The following is a 22,426-nucleotide window of genomic DNA, read 5'->3' as shown; positions in this document are numbered from 1 at the left end:
ATTGTTTTGTGCATAAGCTTCTTAAGACTCGCTTATAAAGGACTTTGCCTCAATTTATTGAGCTTTTACTTTAGACCTGAGTAGTTACTTTCGATCTTCCTTAATCCTCTTGTTTCTCCGGATATTTAACCCTCTCATGGTTCTGTGATTTCCAGACATTAAAGAAGCAAATGGCTATTTTATCCAAGTCTGCTTGAGTTAAACCCGAGTCATCAAGCTCACCCTCTTTAAATCGAGCACTAATAATTTTGTGGATCATTTTCTTGGCTTCTGATTCATCTGCAAGGTCTTTGATGCTTCTTAGCGCAGCTTCACTACTGTCGGCAATCATGGCAACACCAGTTTCTCTGGTATTGGGTTTTGGTCCTGGATATCTATAGTCACTAGCTTTGACATTGCGCTTGCCAAATCTTTCTATCGCTTGATGATGGAAAAAATTGGTGATAGTGGTACCTTGATGCATAGGAATAAAATCAATAATTGCTTGAGGTAAATGATACTTGCGAGCGAGTTTGATTCCTTCTGGTATGTGAGCAATGATTATTTCGGCTGATTTTTTGGGATCATCAAGAGTGGTATGTGGGTTTGGTTTACCTAGTGTGTTTTCAATGAAGTAATCAGGCGCATGCATTTTGCCGATATCATGATAAAGCAAACCGACACGAATCAATTCAGTATTGAGTCCTAGTGCGTTACTTGCTTCCTCTGAAAGCCTTGAGACATTGATAGAGTGTTCGTAAGTTCCAGGTGCTTCTTCTTTGAGTTTTTTGAGAAGGGTTTGGTTTGGATTTGAAAGCTCAGCAAGTTTGAAAGGTGTATAGAGTTTGAGACCAGCTTCAAGGTAAGGTAGCGCGGCTAGTGAAATAAATCCAGAAGCAACAGCACTAATTATATAAAGCGCTCCAATGATCATAACAGTTGAAACATCAAAGTCTTCAACAGCTAGCATTAAAGTGGCAAGAAAAGTAAGTACTTGAGCGATAGCAATTCTGGTACCTGCGTTGGTTAGGTCTTCTCTTTGGTGAGCTTTTCTAACTAAGAAGATTGCATAGATTGAACCCACTAATTGAGGCAAGACTTGCCAGAAATTCATGTCAATGGTTTTGGCTAAAAAGAATGACATAAAGACTACTATGACCCCTGCCATTGCTGGGGCATAGAAGACAGTAAGCAAGATCGATACGGTCGCAAGTGGTGCTAGTGCTAATTTGTCAACGCCCCAGATGGAGATCGCATCAATAATTACAAACACGGTAGTTGGCACTAAGAACATCATTATTACTTGTTGAATAGAGTACTGTCTTAATTTGGTGATGATATTAAACAAGATTGTGAGTAAAACCATGACTAGAATGATGGTGAAGTTGTTATAAATCTCATCCCAGTCGGTTTGTGGATGGAGCTTGCCAAGTTCTTGAAGATAGTAGTAGTTTTGTGGTTCAACTACTTTGCCTTTGGTAGCAAGTAATGCTCCTGGCTTTAGGCTGACAATTACGTCTTGCACAGAGTCCATCGCCTCTTGTTCAAGAGTTTTGAGTTTGCCCCAATCTATTTCTATATTAGGAGAAGTTGATCTGATGATTAATTTACGAATTAAATCAAGCTCTATTAAACCAATTTCGGGAAAAAGAATCTTGATATTCTCTTTGATTTTGGATTGTGGCATACCTCTAACTAAACCAAGGTCAAGAATTTTCTTTTGTACGGTAAAGGCAGTTGCAAACAGCTGCTCAGAGTCAACACGGCTAATATTGTCAAAGAAAGACTTATCGAGTGCAGTAATTTCTTCCTGTTTCCTTTTGTTTAGTACTTTTTGTTGTCCTACACTATCAAAAAATATCTTCGCTTCAATCTCTGTCATTGACATTAATTCATTGAACTGAGCAGGGTTACTCATAACAGCAGCAAGGTTGGTACTAAGTAGTACTTGATTGAATTTGTCAGCGTCCATTGCTAGTAATGCCATTTGCGTGCCCAGGCTTACTTTAGAATTGAGTGGATCGGGCAGGGGTTTGGTAACAGTGCGCTCTTCTCTAATTGTATGTATGATAAATTTGAGATTTTCTAGACTTTGTTTAAAGGCTTCCAAGTCAACAGTCAGAATTTCTTTATTGACCGAGCTCTTGAGTGCTGAAGACTTGGCTTTGCGTTTTGCATCATTTGTTGCAACTCTATCTAAGACATCTACTTCTTTATCAAGAACCACCGTGACAGGACTAGGTAGGTTGAGTTTGATAGTTGGCTTATACCAAGAGCGGATACTTACAAGAACCGTTAAGGATACTACTCCAATTGCGACAACTAGTGCAATTAAAGTATATTTAGCTAGTTTGGAGTCAGTGTTTAGATTCATGTCGCTACATATAAAGATGTCATAAGAGATGGTAACATGGTTTGAAGCTAAGTCGAGCTTTAGATTTAGCCAGCAATAACAAATATGTCAGCTAAACTTGAACATCTTGCATACATTCTTGATGATCTTGAGCAAAATCCTCGAGATATTATCGCAATTGTCGGTCCGACATGTACCGGCAAAACAGATTTGTCCTTAGCTTTAGCTCAAGAACTCAAATTACCTATCATTAATGCTGATAGTCGTTTGATTTTTGCTGAGATGAATATTGGTACAGCTAAGCCAAGTGATGAGGAGCTTGGATTAATTCAACACTGTTTAATTAATATCAAGAAGCCAAATGAGCAATATTCGGCAGGAGCTTATCGAGATGATTTTGATCTTTGTCTGAAAGAACTAGGTGGTAGAGCTATTGTTGTTGGTGGTACAGGTTTATATATAAGGTCGGCATTAGACAACCTAGACATGCCAGATATTGGTAGAGATATTGAATTGAGAGAAGAGCTTAAAGCTATGGAGCTTGATGTTTTAACTAAGATGCTCGACCAGCTTGATCCTCAAGCACGTGAGGATGTTGATATGAAAAACAAAGTGCGAGTAATTCGCGCTATTGAGATTGTCAAACTCAGTGGCAAGCCACTCTCCGAGAACCGTTCAAAAAAAACAGAAAATAGATATGATGCAGCTTACTATGGACTTAATTTCAAAAACCGTAAAACCTTGTATGATTTAATTAACAAGCGAGTCATTAAAATGATCAACAAAGGTTTGATACATGAAGTAGAAGCTCTAGTTGCAAAATACGGTGTGACGGATACTTTGATGGGCACTATTGGTTACAAAGAAATGATTGGTTACCTGCAAGGTAATTATTCTATAACTGAGGGTCGTAAGATGATACAAAAGAAAACAAGAGTCTATGCCAAGAGGCAAATGACTTGGTTTAATCAGAATCCTAATTTGAGGTGGTTGTATCATGACTAGTCCCTTGATTTATCGTATTGCTTTTGTCGCTGATGAGATTACTGGTTTTATTCGTAATCACGACAGTACTTGGTCTATGATGCAAGCTGCTCATGGACTAGGACACGCGGTTTATTACACAAAGAGTCTTGAGGCTGCGGGCTCTGCTAGTTTTTTAAAATTGAGTGACGAATTTTTTAGAAGCCAAAACCATCCGTCTTCGCTCTGCTCCGACGCGACTAAAGAATCAAAGTTGTTAATCTTGGATCAAGCAAGTATTGATTCTCAAGTCACAATGAACTTAGAGGATTTTGATTATATTTTTATGCGCAAAGATCCTCCTGTCGATGATGAGTACAAGCGTGAATGCAAAATTATGGCTCAATGTAAAAAAGCCAAGGTGATAAATAAGCCTGAGTCTTTGATTAACTTGAACGAGAAATTAATGATTTTGAATTTCCCTGATTTGATTATTGAGACGATAGTCACTGATGATCTTGCAGAGATCAAGGCTTTTGTAAATAATCATGGCAAGGTAGTTATGAAGCCACTTGATGGTTTTGGTGGTGCTGGGATTAGTTTGCTTGAACTTGATAGCGTCATTGAGTGTCCATCAGAGCAGATGATGCTTCAGAAGTATATTCCTGATATTAAGCTAGAAGGTGATAAAAGAATAATCGTAGTCAACGGCAAGCCAATTGGCGCGCTACTGCGCATTCCACCGGAAAATGATTTTCGAGCCAATCTTGCAGTTGGCGGTTCTTATGCTAAGTACGTTATGAATGATAGAGATAGAGAGATCTGTGACAAGATCAAACCCTTCTTATTAGAGAATGGAATCTATTTTGCGGGAGTTGATTTGATTGGTAATTATTTAACTGAGATTAATATCACTTCGCCTACTTGCTTGCAGGAGATTAATAGGGTTGAAGGGCTTGAAGGAAGGGATAGGCTTGAATATCGATTAATCTTATCGCTTTTTTAAATACAATAAACTCACATCAGCAATCCTTGTCCCTGCTAGCCCATCACCATAAGGTTGCAAGCCTTCTTGAATCATTGAATTATAAACAGCAGGGTCATTGACTAGCTCTAGAATAGCTCCATGCACCACATGCTCCTCGGTACCAATCAAACTAGCTAGCCCAGCTTCAATGCCTTCAACTCGCTCAGTCTCATTTCTAAAAACCAAAACTGGTTTTCCTAAATACGGAGCTTCTTCTTGAATGCCTCCACTATCAGTCACTATGCAATAGCTTGCCATCATGAGTTTCAAAAAGAGCGGATAGTTAATCGCGTCAAGAATGCGCACATTGGTTAAAGCCTCTTTGGTGACAGTCTCTTGCAAGTCTTCAAAAGCCTTGCGCGCTTGCGGGTTTTTATGTACTGAGATTATAAACTCAAGTTCTTGAGAAGATTCAGTGGCTAGTCTATGAATTGCATTAGCTAGATTCTGATGAGCCTGTCCGATATTCTCCCGTCGATGTGCTGTAACCAATATTATTTTTTTACCAGCAAGTTTTTCGAGGATTTTGATTAGGTCATATTCTAGATCAGGATAGAACGCGAGTCTTGAGAACTTGAATTCTGACCAATCAAAATCATCATCAGTGATTCTTGTTTTGCTGTATTCAAGTGCGTCTACCACTGTGTTGCCAGTATAGAAATTAAAGCTGGATTTTTTGTGCATTACTTTCTCTGCTTCTAGATTAATGAGTGCTGTTTGACTTGGTGCAAAATTGAGGTCAGATATTTGAGAAAGTATTCTTCTCGCTAACTCCTCAGGGAAGGGACTGTGGATATTATTGGTGCGGATTCCTGCTTCAATATGTGCTACTTTGATTTTCTGATAAAATGCAGCGAGCCCAACTTGCTGGGCTGTTAGGGTGTCACCTTGAACTATCACTAGATCTGGTTTCTCGCGCAAGAACAATTCACTAGCTTGAGTCATGATTTGACTTGAGAGACTTGCAAGTTGCAAATCGGGGTCTTCTGACTTGGTGATAGTAAATTCATGGTCGGGTTTGATATCAAAAAAATGATAGAGGTCTTGCACTAAATCAGGATGCTGCCCAGTTGAAACCCACTTGACTTCAAGTTGATGTCTAATATCAGTCCCTGGTGACATGCTGGTTTGACTGCGCTCTTGAAAAGCCTTGTAGGCTGGATAGACTTTAATAAGTTCAGGTCTAGTACCTGCCACTACAAAGATTTTGAGTCGTTTATGATCTGGCAATTAACTTGTTTGAACTTTATTGAGTTCTTCAACCTTGATTTTGAGTCTTCTTAATTCATCTTGATGTTTGCAAATTCGAGCCAGGGCTTTTTGTCTGCGCATAAATTCACCATAAGGTAGAGCAGGAATCCCTAAGACTGGCACAAAAGGATCAAGATTGGAATTGATAGCACTAAAGGCACCAACTATGACATCATTACCAATTTCAACTCCATCACCAACACCACTGTGTCCGGCGATTGTCACTCTGTCACCGATTTTGGCACTGCCAGCGATTCCAGTTTGGGCAATGATCAAAACATCTTTGCCGATTTTGACATTGTGGGCAATTTGACAATTATTGTCTATCTTAGTCCCTGCTCCAATAATAGTTGCTCCGATACTACCTCTATCAACACTGGTATTGGCTCCAATCTCAACATCATTTTGGATGATGACATTGCCAGCAGAATTGAGTTTGTGTTGGATCTGCCTATCCATATTGAAATTAAAATCCTTACGTTGCATTTTTTCTAGGTTACTAGGTTCTGCAGTTGTGTAGCTATAGCCATCAGATCCAATGACTGTATTTGGATGAATAATTACTCTGTCGCCAATCTCTGTGTAGTCTTCAATTACAACACCTGACTTGATTAGACAATCTTGTCCAATTTGAGAATTATCCATGATAGTGGCGCGAGCCTGTATCTCTGACCCTGCTCCAATAGTTACATTGGCTCCAATAAAAACTAAAGCTCCAATTCTTGCGCTTGGATCGATTTTGGCAGTCTGGTCGATTACAGCACTTGGATGAATCCCTACTGGAACTTGAGCACGTGGTTTTTCGAAATGAGTAATGAGTTGTTGAAGTGCAAACTTGGGGCGTTTGACGATAACTAAATTGAATTTATTTTCTGCTGTAAATGCTTGAAACTCCTCGTCGAGCATTAGTTCTTCGGAAACCAGCAAGTTGGTTGCTTTGCTGTCTTTGAGTAGTCTGTTTGCTTTTGCGAAGCGAGGCGGGAAAATCAATGCAAGCTGATCTTCTGTTGCCAAGCCTGGTTCAGCGGCAATCGAGCTGATCTCTAAGTCTTCAGAGCCTTGAAGTCTAGCTTCCGTTATTTGAGCTAGTTCTTTGAGCTTCATTTATTTCTTGGTTGTTGTAAGATCTTTTTCTAGTCTTTTGATAAACTCAGCAGTAATGTCATCAATTGGTGACATGATGTAACCCTTCTCAACGATTAAATCTAATTTATTCTCTTTGGCAAAAGTCTCAAGTAGCCTGGCGATATTGCGGTTGATTTGAGTATTATAAAAATCTTTGCTGTCTTGCAATGCTTCAACTCTTTGGTCTACAACTTTTTGGATTTCTTGACGTTTAGTTTCTAGTTCTTGTTCTTTGCCTGTTTGTGCTTCAAGAGCGAGTATCTCTTCTTGTGCTGTTGCAAGGATTCTTTTGAAGCTTGCTTCAGCCTTGTCTACGTCTTGGTTTGCCTCTTGTACTAGTGAGTAGCTTTTGTAAATCTCAACAATATCTAAAGAAGCGATCTTGGCTAAGCAAGGGCTTGTTGTTAAACTAATAACAATTAATAGTATTAGAATTTTCATATTTATTTACCTAGCTTTTTGAGTATTTCATCACTAATGTCTGTGCCGCCGTAAAGTACCGCTTCTTCAACTAAAACAATGTCGTACTTAGCTAGTTTGGCAACTTCGCCGATTGTAGCTTTGATTTTAGCTTCAACTTCAGCACTTTTTTTGTTGCTATCGGCTTCTAATTTTTTGGCTTCTGGCTCAAGTTCTAATCTGATTTGTTCAGCAAGCATCTGTAACTCAGTTTGAGTTTTCTTTTGTTCTTTGGCTTTTTCGAGAGTCAGTCGTTTTTCTTGGATCTTCTTATTAAGATCAGCTTCAGCCTTGGCTATGTCTTGTAATAAGTTTTGTGCTAGAGAATAGCTTTGGATAATTTTGCTTGAATTTACCGTTGCTACTTTAAGTCCTTCTGCAGCGCTTGGCAAATAGAAGCTAATAAATAATAGTAATACAAGTTTGAGTGAAAGTTTTCTAGTGAATTGCATAGGCATCATTATATACCATCTGCTTGTTTAGTGGGTCTAGCTTTTACTCCTGTTTCAAAAAGCTTTGCTTTTTGGAATCTTTGCTATGACGCTCCAACTATACATCGACTTGTCTTTCTCCTTGTGTTACTATTCTAGGAATACAAGCATCGTTGATGTTTGTGGAGCTTGTCATATGTCTTTTATACGGATTCTTTCTATCTTGGTTATCTTTTGCAGTGTCTTCTTGACGAGTGCTTGTAGCCGCAATAAAAATGGTCTTGGTGGCGTAATTAATGGTCCCAAAGTTACAATTTATTTTACTAAGGCAAGCGATGAACTTGGAGTTGTTTTGATTCCCGTTGTGCGCAAGGTTCCGAAAGATAAAACTGCTTATGAAGTTGCGATTCAACAATTATTTTTAGGTCCTACTGAGGAGGAACAGTCAAAACAAGAACTGAATACCGAAGTACCTGAAGGATCACGTTTAATAGAGGTAGAAGAAAACCCTAAAGAAGTCAAAATTAATATCAGCGCACGTTTCATTAATGGAGGCGGTTCTGAAACTATGCAAGTGAGATTTAGACAGTTCCGCGAAACCGCTTTGACGCTTGCCAAGGGCAGACCAGTCTATCTATATATAGATGGGGCTAAAGCCAAGATGCTTGGTGGTGAGGGTCTTCAAGTACCGCAGCCATTGGCTAAAGAATTAGATTAATGGAGTACCGACTCAGCAATCTTGAAGCCAGTAAAATTTTTGCTGAAGATCTGGCTAAGCAGTTATTAGTAAGCAAAGAAGATACCACACTGCTTTTTTATGCAGGCATGGGTTGCGGCAAAACTACTTTGATTCGTGAACTTGGTTATGCACTGGGGATTCAAGGCAAGATTACTAGTCCCACTTTTGTTGGGATGAATGAATATCATTTGGATCATTTAGACTTCTTTCACTATGATCTATACCAGGTGGGGATTGCCTTTGAGGACTTTGCTGAAATTCTTGAGTCTGCTAAGCATAAAATAATTTGTATTGAGTGGGCAGAACAAATTGATCAATCAATAATGCTTTTGATAGAAAAAAATACTAAAGTGATGAAGATCAGGATTGATCTTGATGATGAAACTAGAATTGTCCAAGTTGATTAATTTCAAAACTTCTTTTCAGTTAACAGAACTTTAACCTGCAAAGTTTATTTGTTAAATATGACTGATAACGTATCTAGACTTAGGGGAGTTGAGGGGTACAATAGAAGCCAAGGTGTTAATTCTATTTCAACAAGATTGAATCGAATTACCGGAGCAGGTTCAAGGTCAGGTGGGGTTAGTCGAGGGCGAATTTATGATATTGCCAAAAGCTCAGGAGTTGCATTGGGAGCCAATTCTAGGCTGGTTAGTACAGAAAGTATAGCAAGTTCTGGTCGTGAAATTCGTACCGCAAATGCAAGAAGAGCCAATGTTAATCGAGGTAGATTAACCTACAAAAATGCTTTTGATACTAATAAAGATGGAACTGTTTCGGACAGAGAAAGTATGAATTACTTGATCAAACTGCGTAAGAATAATTCAGAACGTGGTCTAGCTGAATTGATGCAGTTTAATCAAACAACTCAAAGAATCAATGAGAATTTAAACAATATAGATAGTGATAACAATGGTGTGATTTCAGATAGAGAAGCGATGACTAGGATGATGGCTGATCGTGCTGGCTCAAGTTCTGAGAATGATTCGGATATTGTAGCAATGATACTTAGTAATAACTCTAGAAAAGATGAGCTTGAAGTTCTTGTTGCAAGAGTAGATACTGAGGCTGATGGTCAAATCAGTAGAGAAGAAGTTTTGGCTGTACTTACTGAAATGCGCAACAATAATTTAGATCCAGCTCTAATTGAGAGTTTGACTCAAGTGCTTGAATTAAATCCGGACTTGGACGCTATCGTAACAGAATTTGAAAACAGTATTGGCTCTAACTATGTAGCCGAGCAGCACGCTGAAGCTCAAGTACTATTAACACGCCGCGGGCAAGAATTGCAATTGCTTAATGGGACTCCAGATCTAATGCCAAGTCCTCTTGGATTACTTGAAGAGCTTGCTGAGATTTATGGTGACGAATACTTGAGTCAGGATGAAAGCTCACCTGATTTTTACAAGTTTGGTGGTCTTACCGGTCTGATTGAAGACGCATTAATCGCTCAAGGACGTACTATAGAAGACTTGATTAATGGACAGGTAAGCCAAGCAGATATGGATTTGATTTTTGGACAAGTAACTCAATACAGTCCAGATCAAAGTGCTGAGATTGAAGCTAGTTTTGCTGAGCAGCATCAAAGTGTTGTGAATTATTTGAATCAAGCAAGAGCAGACCTTAGCAATCCACTTGTTGATGTAGCTATAAATATGCCTAGCGTGTTTGAGGATATAGCTGGACTCTATGGTGATCTAGGTTTCTTTGATGAAGGATTTACTGGCTTCACTGGTGCCTTGCAAAATGGACTCTCCGCTTTCAACTCAATGGATGCTGATAGCGTAGTGAGTGTAGATTTCTTAACTCAAATGTCTGATATGCTCACCGCTCTTCCTGGAGTTACTGAACCCGCTGAGCCTCTGACTGTTGAAGAGAGACTTGCTCAGTTTGCAGATATTAATGGTGATGGTGATGTTGACATGAGCGATGCACTTAGATTGGCTTCTATGATTCATAGTCCTCCAGCAAATCGTGCAGATGCACCTGTTCGTCCAGCTGGATTTACAACAGGGCATTACATAGCATATACTCCAGAAGGGGATAATTTCAATCTGGGTTTTTATGATTTTGATGGAGATGGACAGACTGGTGTAGAAGATCTAAGAATAATGATGAAGTTTATTGATGGAGCTCGTGGTGATGATCTTTATCTGGAAACAGGGGATACTGTTCAAAGCTACATAGAAAATATTCTCATACCAGATAGTCCTATTAGTATTACACCTTTTGGATTTATTTATCAAGGTGTTTTGGGTCGAGTAGTTGATGATGGAGATGTTCCTGTTATTACTCAAGATGATATAACTCACTTAACTAATATTGTTCAAGGAAATCCAGAACTTAATTATCCAGATGGTGCTGTTCCAATACATGGTGATCATCTTGAAATAGCTGTTAATAAAGGTTTACTTGATGTAAATAACGATGGCATCACAGATATGGATGATGTTGCGATTTTGCAGAGGTATGTTGATGGTGCTAGGGGAGAAGGGTTACTTGCTTCAAAGGCTATCACTACAATAATTAATGAGAGTCTAGAGTATTTGGATTCAAGACAAGATTTCTATACTAGTCAAATTGATGGACTTAATAATTTACTTGCAAGATGGCAAGGTGTTAACGATGATACTGGCTTTGCCAGAGCTCAAATTGCTCAAATCAATTCTCACATTAACGCTATGCAAAATTTATCTGGTTTTGTTGCAAGAAGATCTGAGTTCTGGAACACTGAATCAGGTAAGTCTTACCCAGCTGGTACGGAAGAATCAAGAAGTCATGTATATGAGGCTGCAAATGACTTAGAAAGACGTTATGAAGCTGCAGTTAAGGGAGAGTCTAATGAAAATGTTATAGCTCTTGGTGTCGAGCTGTTTAAAACAGAAGTGATGTTGCATAACCTAAAGAAAGGTATATCTTTAGAAGGCTTGAATAGTACTGATGTTGATGATATTTATAATGATGGCGGGCTTACAAATCAAGGCAAAGCTATTCAGTCATATGAATTTTCTAAATTCAAGGTTAATTTCTTCAATAGTAATATTGAAGGATTAGAGAATACTTTAGAACAATGGCAAAGCGTTAATGATGATACTGGCTTTGCAGCAACTCAAATTGCTGCAATTAATGAACAACTGGATAAAGTTAACCAAGTTAGAGACTATTGGGATACTCGTGATGAATTCTGGCATGATCAGGCTTTTTTAACTTATGATCCTAATCAAACTGAAGTTGTGAAGAATCTTTATTTAGGAATTGCTGATCTGGAGAGGCGTGCTGATAATTCAATTCTTAATGGCTCAGATGAAGAGATTGATGCTATTCAACAAGGAATTATTCAGTTGACTGGAGTACTAGATGCGATGCATGGTTTTAGTTTTGAAGCATTGACATCTGATGAAGACAATCAATTACGTGTTTTGTTACACAATAGAATAATTGAGTCTATCTTGGGTGGTACTGATGTTGGTAATATCTTTGGAGATCAAGATCTTGATGATGTTTTAGGCCAAATTGCACAAATCTACGGAGATAATAGAACCATCGATTCTAAATATGGCTACGTGCCAGACCCAGTGACAGGTGCCGCAACAACAGAAGTAATGCAGTTAAATACAGCAACTGGACAACCAGAATCCGTTAACTCTGATCCAAGTTTAATCGCAGTACAAGACCCAGCCCTAGGTGCATATCAATTCTTCAATGCTGATGGTGAAGTCGATGTTGATGAATATACAAGATACCAACAAGACTACGCTAAGGCTTATGGTGGAGCACTACTAGATCCTACTGATCCAGCTTCAGCAATTACCCCTCCAGCAGGCAGAGCAGACTCGGAAGGTATTAACGCTGCAGAGTTGTTACCAACATATACTGGACTCACTCGTGCAATACACAACGAAGTTCTTGACTTTCAACAAGTTGATAGTAGTGGAACTCCGCTTCCGTTAGAAATAGATGCTTTGTACCAAATCTTATATTCTTTAGAGAATAATTAATAAACCACTTCATCCTCTTCCTTCCAAGCAGGATCAACGATGCAAATAAAAACCAATTCTTGATCGCTGATATTTTCGATACATTGTTTGGCGTTGGGGGGGATATAGACGGTGTCGCCAGGTTCAAGTGTGGCGCATTCGTCATTGATAAACATCTTGCCCTTGCCTTCAAGTATGTAGTAGATCTCAGAAGTCTTGAGTGAGTGCAAGTAAGTAGTTTTGCCAATCGGGACTTTGGCGTGAGCAAGGCTGTATCTTAAATCAAGCGGGGCTTTATCTGGATGAAGGATTTCTCTAAGCATAGTGTTGTCTCCAGCTATAAACTCCTCACAATCCATTAGTTTTCTTATATACATGGGTAAAATTATAGTATGGATTTAGTTTCCAAAGATTTTTGGTGCCAATTTGCACCAGAACTAAATATAGAAGAGCTTGAAATTAAAGCGCACGTGGCTGCTCTTGGTCAAGAAGCTCAAGATCTGATGATTAAGGAGGGCTACGTTCAGCTTAATCAATTAGATTTGGGTTTTGATTTTACTAAACTAGAATCAGTAATTTCTAGACTCGCAAGTCAAGAATTATTACCAGTCTTTGCTTTTGTTTATGATGAGTTTTGGTTATTACAAGCCAAGTTTAAAAATATTCTTAGTGGATTTCTGGGCGATCAGTACAAAATGCTCCCTGCTTTTTGGGCTTGGCATCTTGATCCAAGCAAGCAAGAAGCTGGTTGGGAGCCGCATCGTGACAGGGATAGACACGCACTAGAAGAAGACGGTTCACCACTGGCTGTCACTCTCTGGATTCCGATCAACGAAGCTAATCCCATGAACGGTTGTATTTATTTAGTGCCAGCTAACCGAGATAGAGCTTATAACACAGAACGCGAGTCAAGCTTTGATTTTGAATATGCTGCTGTTCGCGCTTTGCCTGCCAAGCCAGGTGACGCCTTGATTTGGAATCATGCAATCTTGCATTGGGGTGCAAGAGCTTCTGAGCGTGCCACTAGTCCACGCATCAGTATTGCTCTAGAGTATCAGCGCGGCGACATCAAACAGATGAAAGATATCATTGTTGAACCTCAATTGTTGCCTAGCTTTGAAGAGCGCCTTGATTTAATTGCCAGACAAATAGTTTCTTATACTCACATGTATGATTTTGATAAGTCGATGATTGAGTTTGCTCGAGGGAGATTAAAGAAATGAGGATTTTAGTTACAGGTGCCAACGGTTACATCGGACAGAGGTTGATTGTTGATTTGCTAAAGCAAAGTCACGAGGTATTTGCATTGGTGCGTAATGCAAGTCGTTTTGATCATAGTAAATTCAGTGGCGAAGTTAAACTAATCGAAGGTGACTTACTCAAAGAAGTACAATTGCCTCAAGAAATTGATATAGCTTATTACTTGGTTCATTCAATGGGCGGTTCTGATGATTTTGCCAAGCTTGAAGCTCAAACAGCGACTAACTTTGTCGAGGCTATTAACAAAACTAATGCTAAGCAAATAATTTACCTTGGAGGTATTAGTAATGCTGATAATTTATCCAAACATCTAAGCTCTCGTAACAATGTCGAAAAGATTTTGGCTGAAGCAAGTTGTTACCTGACTGTTTTGCGAGCTGCAATTATTATAGGTTCAGGTAGCGCGTCTTTTGAGATGATACGAGACCTAGTTGAAAAGTTACCTGTGATGTTGACGCCACGTTGGCTCAATACTCGCTGCCAGCCTGTTGCAATAGCCAATGTGATTCAATATCTCACTGGAGTTATTGGACAAGAACAAGCCTATGACAGGGTTTTTGATATCGGTGGGCCAGATATTCTTAACTACAAACAGATGCTTCGGGGCTATGCCAAGGTGCGCGGGCTTAAGCGACTTATGATACCTGTGCCATTTCTTTCTATAGGACTATCTTCTTATTGGTTATATTTTATTACCTCAATCAATTTCAACTTAGCCAAAAGTTTAGTTACAAGTTTGGTAAACGAAGTGATTTGTGAAAATCGTGGCATTGATCAAATCGTTTCAATCGAGCCCTATTCTTATGAGATTGCTCTGGAGCGTGCACTAGCAGTAAGTTCTAGTGATACTCTGATTTCTAGCTGGAAGGATTCTTTGGTCACTAGTACTATGAATGCTTTTGATGAGTGCAAGGTGCCAGAGCATGGAGTCTTGATTGATAGGCGAGAAGTGATTTTTGATCGTGATATAACAGAAGTGAAAAACAATATCTGGTTAATTGGCGGCAAGCGCGGTTGGTATTGTATGGACTGGGCTTGGCGACTTAGAGGATTTATTGATAGATTGTTTGGTGGTGTTGGTTTAAGACGTGGACGCAGAAGCGATAACCAGCTCAAGCCTGGTGATGCCTTAGATTTCTGGAGAGTGCTTAAGGCGGATGAAATTAATCATCACTTGATTCTTTTTGCAGAAATGAAATTACCTGGAGATGCTTGGCTTGAATTTCAAATTAAAGAACTTGCTGATGGTCGAGCAATCTTGATTCAACAAGCGAGTTTTAGACCAAGAGGACTTTGGGGAAGAGTCTATTGGTACATGCTTTTGCCTATGCATCATTTTATTTTTGGTGGGATGGCAAAGAGGATTACTGAATACGTAGTGTTGTGATCCTAAGGCTTAAGTGGTTTGTTAATGAGCACACGGTTTCTAGTGGCATAATACCAGGCAGGATTCATATGCCTACAAAATTTTCTTGACCGGCATGGCCCAACGGATTGATTTCCTGTCGCAGTCAAGCTGCTCCAAAATCTCAACCGTGGGCTCCCGTCCGGATCTGCGAAAATTGAGGCATATGCAATCTCTGCTCCTTGCTGCAAAGATTAATTTAAATCTTCTGTGGATTTACCTTATCAAAAGAAGCAGTGCAAAACAATTTCTCAAAAAAGATTTTGTAGCAAAGTGAGTATAGTTCAGCTTCAGAGAAGCTGCTGACTTTGCGAGATTACTTTTTTGAAAATTTGTTTTGTACTGCTTCGATGCTATAGAGAATTAATTAAGCATTAGGACAATAACTATCAACAATTGTTGCCAGCTGTATAACCCGATGACCACGCCCACTGGAAGTTATAGCCACCAAGCCAACCGGTCACGTCAACCACTTCACCAATAAAATAAAGCCCAGGGACTTTTTTTGCTTCCATGGTTTTAGAATTAAGTTCATTAGTGTCAACGCCGCCAACTGTAACTTCAGCTTTGGCAAAACCCTCAGTACCTGTTGGAGTAATTTGCCAATTTTTGAGTTTATGACTTAGTTCTTGCAAGAATTGATTACTGGTTTCTGAGATTTTTTGACTTAAGTCAAAAACTGAGCCGATATTATCTAAGAACTTATCCGGATAATCTAGCAAAGTCTTGATTTGTTTAGTTGATTGTTTCTTCAGATCAACAAGCTCTTGGTAAAGATCTCTATCAGGACAAGTGTCGATAGTGATGAAATCGCCAGGATTCCAATAACTTGAGATTTGCAAAATCGCAGGACCACTAAGCCCTTTGTGGGTGAATAAAATATTTTCACGAAAGCTAGTTTTACCAAGACTAACTACAGTATCTAGGCTCATGCCTGTTAGCTCGGCAAAAATTTCTTGCTTGCAAGTAAAGGGCACAAGAGCTGGTCTAGGCTCAACAATTTTGAGTCCAAAATTGCGCGCGATTTTATAACCAAAATCAGTGGCGCCAATTTGCGGAATCGAGAGACCGCCAGTTGCAATTACAACAGAGCTTGCTTGAAAGTCTCCAAGGCTGGTTTCAAGTTCAAACTTGCCATCCTTATACGACTCTGGTCCAAAGTCTCTTACTTTGCAGTTGGTAAGAATTTCTACTCCAGCTCGTTCAGCTTCTCTGTGCAGGAGGGTGATAATGTCTCCAGAACCGCGGTCACAAAAAAGCTGCCCGAGTTTTTTCTCATGATAGGGGATATTGTGTTTCTCGACTAAGTCAATAAAATCTTGAGCCGTATAACTAGCAAGAGCTGATTTACAAAAATGTGGATTGTTAGAGAGATAGTTCTCTGGACCTGCTCCAAGATTGGTAAAGTTACAACGCCCGCCTCCTGAGATACGGATTTTTTCTCCTATCTTTTTAGAGTGGTCTAATAGTAGTACTTTAAGCCCACGTTTACCCGCTTCAATAGCGGCAAAAAAGCCTGCCGCGCCAGCGCCGATTATTATAGAGTCGTATTTGTTTAAATTACACATTTTGTATTCTTGTAGTTTGCAATGATAGCAATAGAGCCTAGTTGCTAAGCTCAAGAACATTCAGGGAAGATGGAAAACCCTTATAGTAAAAGAACTGAGTCCGCGAAGTGAGCACGCTGTTATTGGGCTTAGCAGCCAGGCTCAAAAGAGCAAAAAAAAAGCCCCTCAGAGGGACTTGTTAAATTTGTTGATAGTATCCATTATAGCAAATTTTTTGGCTCTATGCAATCTGTAATACGCACCCGGGGATTAAAACTTACTCATTTAAGCCAAGCTACTATATGAAGATGCCTGAACTTCCAGAAGTTGAAACCATAGTCAGAGGAATTGCTCCTCTAATTGAAGGCTTGTCTATCACTAAAGCTAAGGTATTAAACTCTAAACTCAGAATAGAAATACCACAAGATTTTGCACGTGCCGTTAAAGGCAAGACTATAACCAAGGTCAAACGCAAGGCTAAGTATATTTTGCTAGAGCTTGATAATCACAGAGTGATTGTTATTCACTTGGGTATGAGTGGTCGTTTGAGAGTCTACCTTAATCTACAAGAATATAAAAAAGCCAAACACGATCATTTGATTATTGATTTAAGTAACGGCGGACTTTTGGTCTTTAATGACACGCGTCGCTTTGGCTTGGTGACTCTTTTGCGTGAACCAGAATTTGCAGAGTTTAAGTTCTTCAAAAAGCTCGGGCTTGAGCCTCTCTCTAAAGAATTCAACACTGTTCAATTATTCAAGATCACTCAAGCACGCAACAAATCTATCAAGTCGGTAATTATGGACTCATCTATAGTTGTTGGTGTTGGCAATATTTATGCTTCTGAGTCTTTGTTTAGTGCTGGGATTCATCCTGGGCGTATCGCAAGCACTTTGACTAAAAAAGAAGCAGGCAAATTATACGAAGCAATAGTAGAGACTTTGGAGCGAGCCATTGAAGCAGGAGGTTCTACTCTCCGTGATTATGCTAAGGCAGATGGCGAGGCTGGATATTTTCAACATCAATTCCTAGTCTACGACAGGCTAGACATGCCTTGCAGTAAGTGTTCAAGACCGATTCATCAGATTAGGCAAAATGGGAGATCGACTTATTTTTGCGGGCACTGTCAGAGTTTCTTTTTTAAATCTCGGTAAAAGTTTTGATGTGAGCCAAGGTCTAATAAAGTAAGAATAATTTGCTCATCACAATAAATATAAGCCAAAAGAGTAAGCTGATTATTCATCTTAAACTTGTGTACTCTTGTTCCAGCTAAGTCTCCAACTTTAAGCTCGCCTATAAGAGGCTCTTCTATCAAAAATGCTATAGCATTATCAAGATCATTTTTTTGATTTACCTGTAACCTCTTTATAGCTTTTTTAAACCATGGGGTATAAATGATTTTCATTAGACTTCCTGCCAAAGCTCCCTTTATTTTTGAAACCTCAGGAATCTAGTGGTCCAAATTTATATTCTTCTAGCTCTTTTCCATTATTAATTTCTTCCACTGAAATCAAAATGCCTTTAATAAAATGGAAGGGTAAATCAGGATTAGCTTCGGCAGCCATTGCCACCTTTGCCCAAAACTCAATTTGTCCAGGTACAGACCTGCAATTTACTTTTGCATGTTTTTTTGCTTCTGCTACTAGTTCCTCTGATAATTTCACTGCTTTTGCCATAATAATCACATTATACCCAAAGGTAACCAAAAGAAACTCTTAGTGGCAAAATGCAATTATTGCCATTTTAGCACATACAAAGATAAGGTGCATTAATTTTGTTTAAGCTAAATAGCTAGGCTTGTTATACTAATCAACCATGGACAAAAAACAACTACCATCTAAATTCATCAGTAATGTACACGGTTGTGAGGGACGTTTAACCATGCTCAAGAATCTCAAAACCGATGCCTTCCCTGAAGGACCTGGCAAGGATGACCTTGAAACCAAACCTTTTGTTTGTGTCGTTGATTGCGGTAACGAGAGCGCGCCTTGCAATATCGACTTACCTAGACAAGCGGTAATAGTCAAAGAAGCTGTAGCCAAGTCTGGTGGAATTCCATTTGGGATTCACACTATTACTGTTACCGATGGAATTGCAATGGGACATCAAGGAATGAAATCATCACTTGTGTCTCGTGAAGTTATTGCTGACTCAGTCGAGCTTTCGGTGCGCGGTCATTGTTACGATGCGATTGTGGGAATCGCTGGCTGCGATAAGTCGCTACCTGGCATGATGATGTCGATGCTCAGACTCAATGTACCAAGCGTTTTTATGTACGGCGGCTCGATTTTGCCTGGACAACACAAAGGCAAAGACGTAACTATCGTTGATGTTTTTGAAGCTGTTGGTCAAAACGACGCTGGCAATATGACTGATGAGGAGCTCAAGCAGCTTACTGACGCTGCTTGCCCATCAGCTGGCGCATGTGGCGGGCAGTTCACTGCTAACACTATGGCTTGCGTAAGTGAAGCAATTGGTTTAGCTTTGCCTGGATCTTCTGCTCCGCCTGCTCCTTATGAAGACAGAAACAAGCATTGCAAACTAGCTGGCGAGGCGGTGATGGAAGCGCTTGCGCTTAACATTAGACCAAGAGATATTGTCACTCGCAAGGCACTAGAAAATGCTGCAACTATAGTAGCAGCTACTGGCGGCTCTACCAATGCTGCTTTGCATTTGCCTGCAATGGCACATGAAGCCGGAATTGTTTTTACTATGGAAGATGTTGGTGAGATTTTTAATCGCACTCCTTATATCACCTCCCTCAAACCAGGCGGCAAATATGTAGCGAAGGATCTTTATGAGCTTGGTGGTATCCAAATCGTGATCAAGGAATTACTGGACGCTGGATTTATTCATGGTGATTGTATGACTGTTAACGGCAAGACCATTGCGCAAAATGCTGCTAGCGCGACTTTCCCAAAACAAGAGCAAGACCTGCTTTATAGATGCTCAAAGCCAATCAGCAAGACTGGTGGAGTAGTTACTCTCAAGGGCAACCTGGCTCCTGATGGTGCGATTGTCAAAGTCGCAGGCTTGGTTTCACAAGAACATAAAGGACCAGCTAGAGTCTTTGATTGTGAGGAAGATGCTTTCCGCGCTGTTGAGAAGCGCGATTACAAAGAAGGCGATGTGATTGTGATTCGCTACGAAGGACCTAAGGGCGGGCCAGGAATGCGCGAGATGCTAGCAACAACTGCTGCGATCTATGGTCAAGGCATGGGCGAGAAAGTCGCACTTATTACTGATGGAAGATTCTCAGGCGGCACTCGCGGATTTTGTGTTGGTCATGTTGGACCAGAAGCTGCTGAAAGCGGCCCAATTGGCTTGCTTGAAGACGGCGACATTATTACTATTAATGCAAAGACTCGTGAGCTAAGTGTTGCTTTGTCTGATGCTCAATTAGCAGAACGCCGCGCCAAGTGGACCAAGAGAGCAAATGACTATAACTCTGGTACTCTGTGGAAATACGCTCAGCTAGTGGGTCCAGCGCACCTTGGTGCTGTTACTCATCCTGGCGCTAAAGCTGAGACGCATGTTTATGCGGATATAGGACTTGAGAAAGCTTTAACTAATTCATAACTTATAAATGCATCACTAATAAAGGAGAGAAGGGAGTCGACGAAAGGAGACTCTATTGAGTGTTGGCGGCGTTAGTATTGGTTCTGGAAGTGATTCCAGGATTGATGATGAGGAGGACAAAAAGCCTGTCCCGAAAGTTATTGAAGCTAGCTTTGTAGTAGAGCAAGCTGATAAACTAAAGGTAGCTCAAACTCCAGTCTTTGGCTTAAAGCAACCTTCCTCTGATTTACCAAAAGGTGAACAATATGCTGCTGTTTCTAGTTTGATTGCTAGTACTGCTGGAGCGCTATGGCAAAAATCTGGTGCAGAAGAACTGGCAAGAGCAGCAAAGCAGAAAGTTCAAAATCAATATTTTGACAATATTGAAAACAAAATCAAAGCAAATAATGATCTTGTGAAGCTCGATTCATTCACTATGGATAAGCTTAAGTCGACTGACAGTGTGCGGTTTAAAAGTCCAGAGGGAATAAGAGGTTTAACAAAAGAGATTATATTAGAGAAAGCCAAGTCTCTTGGTGACAATGTTTCTATTGAAAGGAGAGAAGCAGAATTGCGTAGTAGTTTGGAGACTTTGTCTTTGGTTCAATCAGCCACTAGCGACAAACCAAGACTAAAGACTTCTAGCGAGGCTCTAGATTTTGCAGCCGGCTTATTAGCTCGCGGTACTGATGAGCAGCTTGCAGAGAGAATGGATTTCATATCAGATTTTCAAGCTGCACGTGAAAATCCAAATTCAGCATCTATGACCAAAGTAGCTGAGAGACTTGCTGGAGATAGAGAATTAGTTGCAGATATAGTAGGCTCAGCAGCAACGATTAGTGGCGAAAAACTAACCAAAGAACATTTGGACTCAATTACAGATTTTGTTCATGGTACTGTAAGTAAGTTAAACCCAGCGGATAGAAATACTTTGCTCTCTGGTAGCTTAGATTTAGTTAAAGGATTAAGTTCAGAGGCTAAGCCTGATCTAATCCAACTTGCTTCAAAAGCTAGAACTATTTTTGAAGGTCTTAGTCCAGAAGGTAAGAAAACATTTGCTAGCAATTTAGTGGATTTTACGTCCCGAGAAGCTAAGCTCATGGGAATTAAGGATTTTAATATTGAATCAGCAGCAGGAGTTGTTACTAGTTTATTTGATAAAGAGGGTAAACTTGATAAGACAAAGTTGGATGGTTTGGCTAATAATATAGCAATTCGGATTTTGAAAAATCCGCAAACTCCAGCAGAAAGAGAGAAGGCTAATTACGCTGAACAAATGCGTGAGATCGTGTTACAAGATACAGTTAAATCTATTGCTCGTAATGATCCTCGTGCTAGCGCTAGCGCTGTTGCTAATTGGTCTCCAGGGGTAGAGGTTCCACCTGGTTTCTTGGGATTAAATCGTGCGTTTAGTCCCAGAATCTCTGGCACTTATGATGCTATGAATGAAGGTTATTATGCAAATGAAAGAAAATCACATATACAAAAAGATAAAGAAGTGCGGAGTCAAGCCAGTTCTGACTTGCATGCTGCTTTTTCCGGACTTGGAGAAGAATCAACCGAAGCAATCAAGTTCGCTCAAGAAATAATTGCAAGCTCAGGGATTAAACCCAAAACAGATATCCGGCTTGATGACATGCTTGCACTTAAATCAGTACAAGCTGATTTATCTACTATTAAACAAACAGAAGCTACTCAGGCTCTAATTGCTGGCCAAGAAAGTCATGCAAGTCAAAGTGGTTGGCAGTACTATAACGCAGGTACTAGGGCAGATGCTTCAGGTAAACATATAGAAAGAATTTATGCACTCAAAGGATCTCAAACAACGCTTTTTGAAAAAACTGAGGGACAAAGTGACTGGACAAGTATCGAGAAACAAAATCAGGCTCAAGTAATTGCAGAAATCAATGCCTTGAATGGGGTAACAGCACAGAGTACAAATCAAGAAGGTAAAACAAGCTTTTATTCAGAGCCAGTTGCAGGTGAAAGTGATGAATTTAAAGCGGTATGGACTGATCCTAAGAATCGCAAGGAAATTTTAGAGATTTATAATATGGGTACTATTAAAACTGCTGATGGAGAGACTTTGGTTACGGCTGTTCGTAAAGATGGACAAAGTAAGCCTCAAGTCTATATTCCAGCTAAGAGAGAATGGCAGCCATTAGATTTTGATCTCAGTTCGAGGCTTGCTGATATTAAAGAGAAAACAGCTTCTGCTCGTGAAGAAGAGCTAACTCGCAAAACAGAGGTGGTTTATCAAAAGCAAAGCCAGAGATATAATATATATCAAGATTCAACCAATCTCAAACCAAGACGTAGATTCGGTAGAAGACACCAGTGGTAACAAGAGAC

Annotated in this window: 19 protein-coding genes; 10 read left to right on the top strand and 9 right to left on the bottom strand. The window is 39.8% G+C overall.

From position 1 onward, the window contains the following. Nucleotides 1–100 precede the first annotated feature (100 nt). Nucleotides 101–2,353, bottom strand: a complete 2,253-nt coding sequence (locus O3C63_01470; protein MDA0771590.1) for an HDIG domain-containing protein — start codon at nucleotides 2,351–2,353, stop codon at nucleotides 101–103. A gap of 84 nt (nucleotides 2,354–2,437) precedes the next feature. Between O3C63_01470 and miaA the strand changes: the two genes are divergently transcribed. Next, nucleotides 2,438–3,337, top strand: coding sequence for a tRNA (adenosine(37)-N6)-dimethylallyltransferase MiaA (gene miaA, locus O3C63_01465; GenBank protein ID MDA0771589.1), 900 nt, complete (start codon nucleotides 2,438–2,440; stop codon nucleotides 3,335–3,337). Continuing rightward, on the top strand, nucleotides 3,330–4,301 hold the full coding sequence (gshB, locus tag O3C63_01460) for a glutathione synthase (protein ID MDA0771588.1): 972 nt from the start codon (nucleotides 3,330–3,332) through the stop codon (nucleotides 4,299–4,301). Before miaA ends, gshB begins: the two co-directional genes overlap by 8 nt. On the opposite strand, the gene wecB is transcribed toward gshB, so the two are convergent. Genes wecB through O3C63_01440 form a run of 4 tightly spaced genes read right to left on the bottom strand, consistent with a single transcriptional unit; the run spans nucleotide 4,287 to nucleotide 7,609 of the window. Beyond that, nucleotides 4,287–5,552 carry a UDP-N-acetylglucosamine 2-epimerase (non-hydrolyzing) gene (wecB, locus tag O3C63_01455; protein ID MDA0771587.1) on the bottom strand — a complete coding sequence of 422 codons (1,266 nt, stop codon included), beginning with the start codon at nucleotides 5,550–5,552 and terminating at the stop codon, nucleotides 4,287–4,289. The two genes, gshB and wecB, sit on opposite strands and share 15 nt — an antisense overlap. Further along, nucleotides 5,553–6,677: a UDP-3-O-(3-hydroxymyristoyl)glucosamine N-acyltransferase gene (gene lpxD / locus O3C63_01450; protein MDA0771586.1), complete on the bottom strand. Its 1,125-nt coding sequence runs from the start codon at nucleotides 6,675–6,677 to the stop codon at nucleotides 5,553–5,555. It lies immediately after the preceding gene. Then, a complete protein-coding gene (locus O3C63_01445; protein MDA0771585.1) occupies nucleotides 6,678–7,139 on the bottom strand; it encodes an OmpH family outer membrane protein in 462 nt (153 codons plus the stop codon). A gap of 2 nt (nucleotides 7,140–7,141) precedes the next feature. Further along, entirely contained in the window at nucleotides 7,142–7,609 is a 468-nt protein-coding gene (locus O3C63_01440; GenBank protein MDA0771584.1) for an OmpH family outer membrane protein, read from the bottom strand. A gap of 175 nt (nucleotides 7,610–7,784) precedes the next feature. On the opposite strand from O3C63_01440, the gene O3C63_01435 reads away from it, so the two are divergent. The 3 genes from O3C63_01435 to O3C63_01425 are packed head-to-tail and all read left to right on the top strand — an operon-like array spanning nucleotide 7,785 to nucleotide 12,325. Next, entirely contained in the window at nucleotides 7,785–8,306 is a 522-nt protein-coding gene (locus O3C63_01435; GenBank protein MDA0771583.1) for a GerMN domain-containing protein, read from the top strand. Beyond that, the gene (tsaE, locus tag O3C63_01430; protein ID MDA0771582.1) at nucleotides 8,306–8,734 is read left to right on the top strand and encodes a tRNA (adenosine(37)-N6)-threonylcarbamoyltransferase complex ATPase subunit type 1 TsaE; all 429 of its coding nucleotides are present in this window, start codon (nucleotides 8,306–8,308) and stop codon (nucleotides 8,732–8,734) included. The genes O3C63_01435 and tsaE overlap by 1 nt, the downstream gene beginning before the upstream one ends. Before the next feature lie 57 nt (nucleotides 8,735–8,791). Then, nucleotides 8,792–12,325, top strand: coding sequence for a hypothetical protein (locus O3C63_01425; protein MDA0771581.1), 3,534 nt, complete (start codon nucleotides 8,792–8,794; stop codon nucleotides 12,323–12,325). On the opposite strand, the gene O3C63_01420 is transcribed toward O3C63_01425, so the two are convergent. Further along, nucleotides 12,322–12,681, bottom strand: a complete 360-nt coding sequence (locus O3C63_01420) for a cupin domain-containing protein (GenBank protein MDA0771580.1) — start codon at nucleotides 12,679–12,681, stop codon at nucleotides 12,322–12,324. The two genes, O3C63_01425 and O3C63_01420, sit on opposite strands and share 4 nt — an antisense overlap. 15 nt (nucleotides 12,682–12,696) lie before the next feature. Here O3C63_01420 and O3C63_01415 point away from each other — a divergent pair, with 15 nt between their 5' ends. Beyond that, nucleotides 12,697–13,527: a phytanoyl-CoA dioxygenase family protein gene (locus O3C63_01415; protein ID MDA0771579.1), complete on the top strand. Its 831-nt coding sequence runs from the start codon at nucleotides 12,697–12,699 to the stop codon at nucleotides 13,525–13,527. Further along, the gene (locus O3C63_01410; protein MDA0771578.1) at nucleotides 13,524–14,951 is read left to right on the top strand and encodes an SDR family oxidoreductase; all 1,428 of its coding nucleotides are present in this window, start codon (nucleotides 13,524–13,526) and stop codon (nucleotides 14,949–14,951) included. The genes O3C63_01415 and O3C63_01410 overlap by 4 nt, the downstream gene beginning before the upstream one ends. A 407-nt stretch (nucleotides 14,952–15,358) precedes the next feature. Here the strand turns inward: O3C63_01410 and O3C63_01405 are convergent, their stop codons facing one another. Further along, the gene (locus O3C63_01405; GenBank protein ID MDA0771577.1) at nucleotides 15,359–16,537 is read right to left on the bottom strand and encodes an NAD(P)/FAD-dependent oxidoreductase; all 1,179 of its coding nucleotides are present in this window, start codon (nucleotides 16,535–16,537) and stop codon (nucleotides 15,359–15,361) included. A gap of 287 nt (nucleotides 16,538–16,824) precedes the next feature. On the opposite strand from O3C63_01405, the gene mutM reads away from it, so the two are divergent. Continuing rightward, nucleotides 16,825–17,670, top strand: coding sequence for a bifunctional DNA-formamidopyrimidine glycosylase/DNA-(apurinic or apyrimidinic site) lyase (gene mutM, locus O3C63_01400; protein MDA0771576.1), 846 nt, complete (start codon nucleotides 16,825–16,827; stop codon nucleotides 17,668–17,670). Here the strand turns inward: mutM and O3C63_01395 are convergent. Both O3C63_01395 and O3C63_01390 read right to left on the bottom strand, forming a co-directional pair. Continuing rightward, nucleotides 17,643–17,921, bottom strand: a complete 279-nt coding sequence (locus tag O3C63_01395) for a type II toxin-antitoxin system RelE/ParE family toxin (GenBank protein MDA0771575.1) — start codon at nucleotides 17,919–17,921, stop codon at nucleotides 17,643–17,645. The two genes, mutM and O3C63_01395, sit on opposite strands and share 28 nt — an antisense overlap. A 37-nt stretch (nucleotides 17,922–17,958) precedes the next feature. After that, entirely contained in the window at nucleotides 17,959–18,192 is a 234-nt protein-coding gene (locus O3C63_01390) for a hypothetical protein (protein ID MDA0771574.1), read from the bottom strand. 205 nt (nucleotides 18,193–18,397) lie between these two features. On the opposite strand from O3C63_01390, the gene ilvD reads away from it, so the two are divergent. Together ilvD and O3C63_01380 are read left to right on the top strand one after the other, a co-directional pair. After that, nucleotides 18,398–20,095 (top strand): dihydroxy-acid dehydratase, encoded by a 1,698-nt coding sequence (gene ilvD, locus O3C63_01385; protein ID MDA0771573.1) that lies wholly within the window; start codon nucleotides 18,398–18,400, stop codon nucleotides 20,093–20,095. A gap of 55 nt (nucleotides 20,096–20,150) precedes the next feature. Continuing rightward, entirely contained in the window at nucleotides 20,151–22,418 is a 2,268-nt protein-coding gene (locus O3C63_01380; protein ID MDA0771572.1) for a hypothetical protein, read from the top strand. The last annotated feature ends 8 nt before the right edge of the window (nucleotides 22,419–22,426 follow it).

This window comes from Cyanobacteriota bacterium, assembly GCA_027618255.1.
Classification (GTDB): Bacteria; Cyanobacteriota; Vampirovibrionia; order LMEP-6097; family LMEP-6097; genus JABHOV01.
This window is presented reverse-complemented; position numbering and strand designations above follow the sequence as displayed.

What these genes read in the sequence shown, in the direction of transcription:
- O3C63_01470 (MDA0771590.1), bottom strand. Translation starts at nt 2,353, where the DNA reads ATGAATCTAAACACTGACTCCAAACTAGCTAAATATACTTTAATTGCA.
- miaA (MDA0771589.1), top strand. Translation starts at nt 2,438, where the DNA reads ATGTCAGCTAAACTTGAACATCTTGCATACATTCTTGATGATCTTGAG.
- gshB (MDA0771588.1), top strand. Translation starts at nt 3,330, where the DNA reads ATGACTAGTCCCTTGATTTATCGTATTGCTTTTGTCGCTGATGAGATT.
- lpxD (MDA0771586.1), bottom strand. Translation starts at nt 6,677, where the DNA reads ATGAAGCTCAAAGAACTAGCTCAAATAACGGAAGCTAGACTTCAAGGC.
- O3C63_01445 (MDA0771585.1), bottom strand. Translation starts at nt 7,139, where the DNA reads ATGAAAATTCTAATACTATTAATTGTTATTAGTTTAACAACAAGCCCT.
- O3C63_01440 (MDA0771584.1), bottom strand. Translation starts at nt 7,609, where the DNA reads ATGCAATTCACTAGAAAACTTTCACTCAAACTTGTATTACTATTATTT.
- O3C63_01435 (MDA0771583.1), top strand. Translation starts at nt 7,785, where the DNA reads ATGTCTTTTATACGGATTCTTTCTATCTTGGTTATCTTTTGCAGTGTC.
- tsaE (MDA0771582.1), top strand. Translation starts at nt 8,306, where the DNA reads ATGGAGTACCGACTCAGCAATCTTGAAGCCAGTAAAATTTTTGCTGAA.
- O3C63_01425 (MDA0771581.1), top strand. Translation starts at nt 8,792, where the DNA reads ATGACTGATAACGTATCTAGACTTAGGGGAGTTGAGGGGTACAATAGA.
- O3C63_01420 (MDA0771580.1), bottom strand. Translation starts at nt 12,681, where the DNA reads ATGTATATAAGAAAACTAATGGATTGTGAGGAGTTTATAGCTGGAGAC.
- O3C63_01415 (MDA0771579.1), top strand. Translation starts at nt 12,697, where the DNA reads ATGGATTTAGTTTCCAAAGATTTTTGGTGCCAATTTGCACCAGAACTA.
- O3C63_01410 (MDA0771578.1), top strand. Translation starts at nt 13,524, where the DNA reads ATGAGGATTTTAGTTACAGGTGCCAACGGTTACATCGGACAGAGGTTG.
- O3C63_01405 (MDA0771577.1), bottom strand. Translation starts at nt 16,537, where the DNA reads ATGTGTAATTTAAACAAATACGACTCTATAATAATCGGCGCTGGCGCG.
- mutM (MDA0771576.1), top strand. Translation starts at nt 16,825, where the DNA reads ATGCCTGAACTTCCAGAAGTTGAAACCATAGTCAGAGGAATTGCTCCT.
- O3C63_01395 (MDA0771575.1), bottom strand. Translation starts at nt 17,921, where the DNA reads ATGAAAATCATTTATACCCCATGGTTTAAAAAAGCTATAAAGAGGTTA.
- O3C63_01390 (MDA0771574.1), bottom strand. Translation starts at nt 18,192, where the DNA reads ATGGCAAAAGCAGTGAAATTATCAGAGGAACTAGTAGCAGAAGCAAAA.
- ilvD (MDA0771573.1), top strand. Translation starts at nt 18,398, where the DNA reads ATGCTCAAGAATCTCAAAACCGATGCCTTCCCTGAAGGACCTGGCAAG.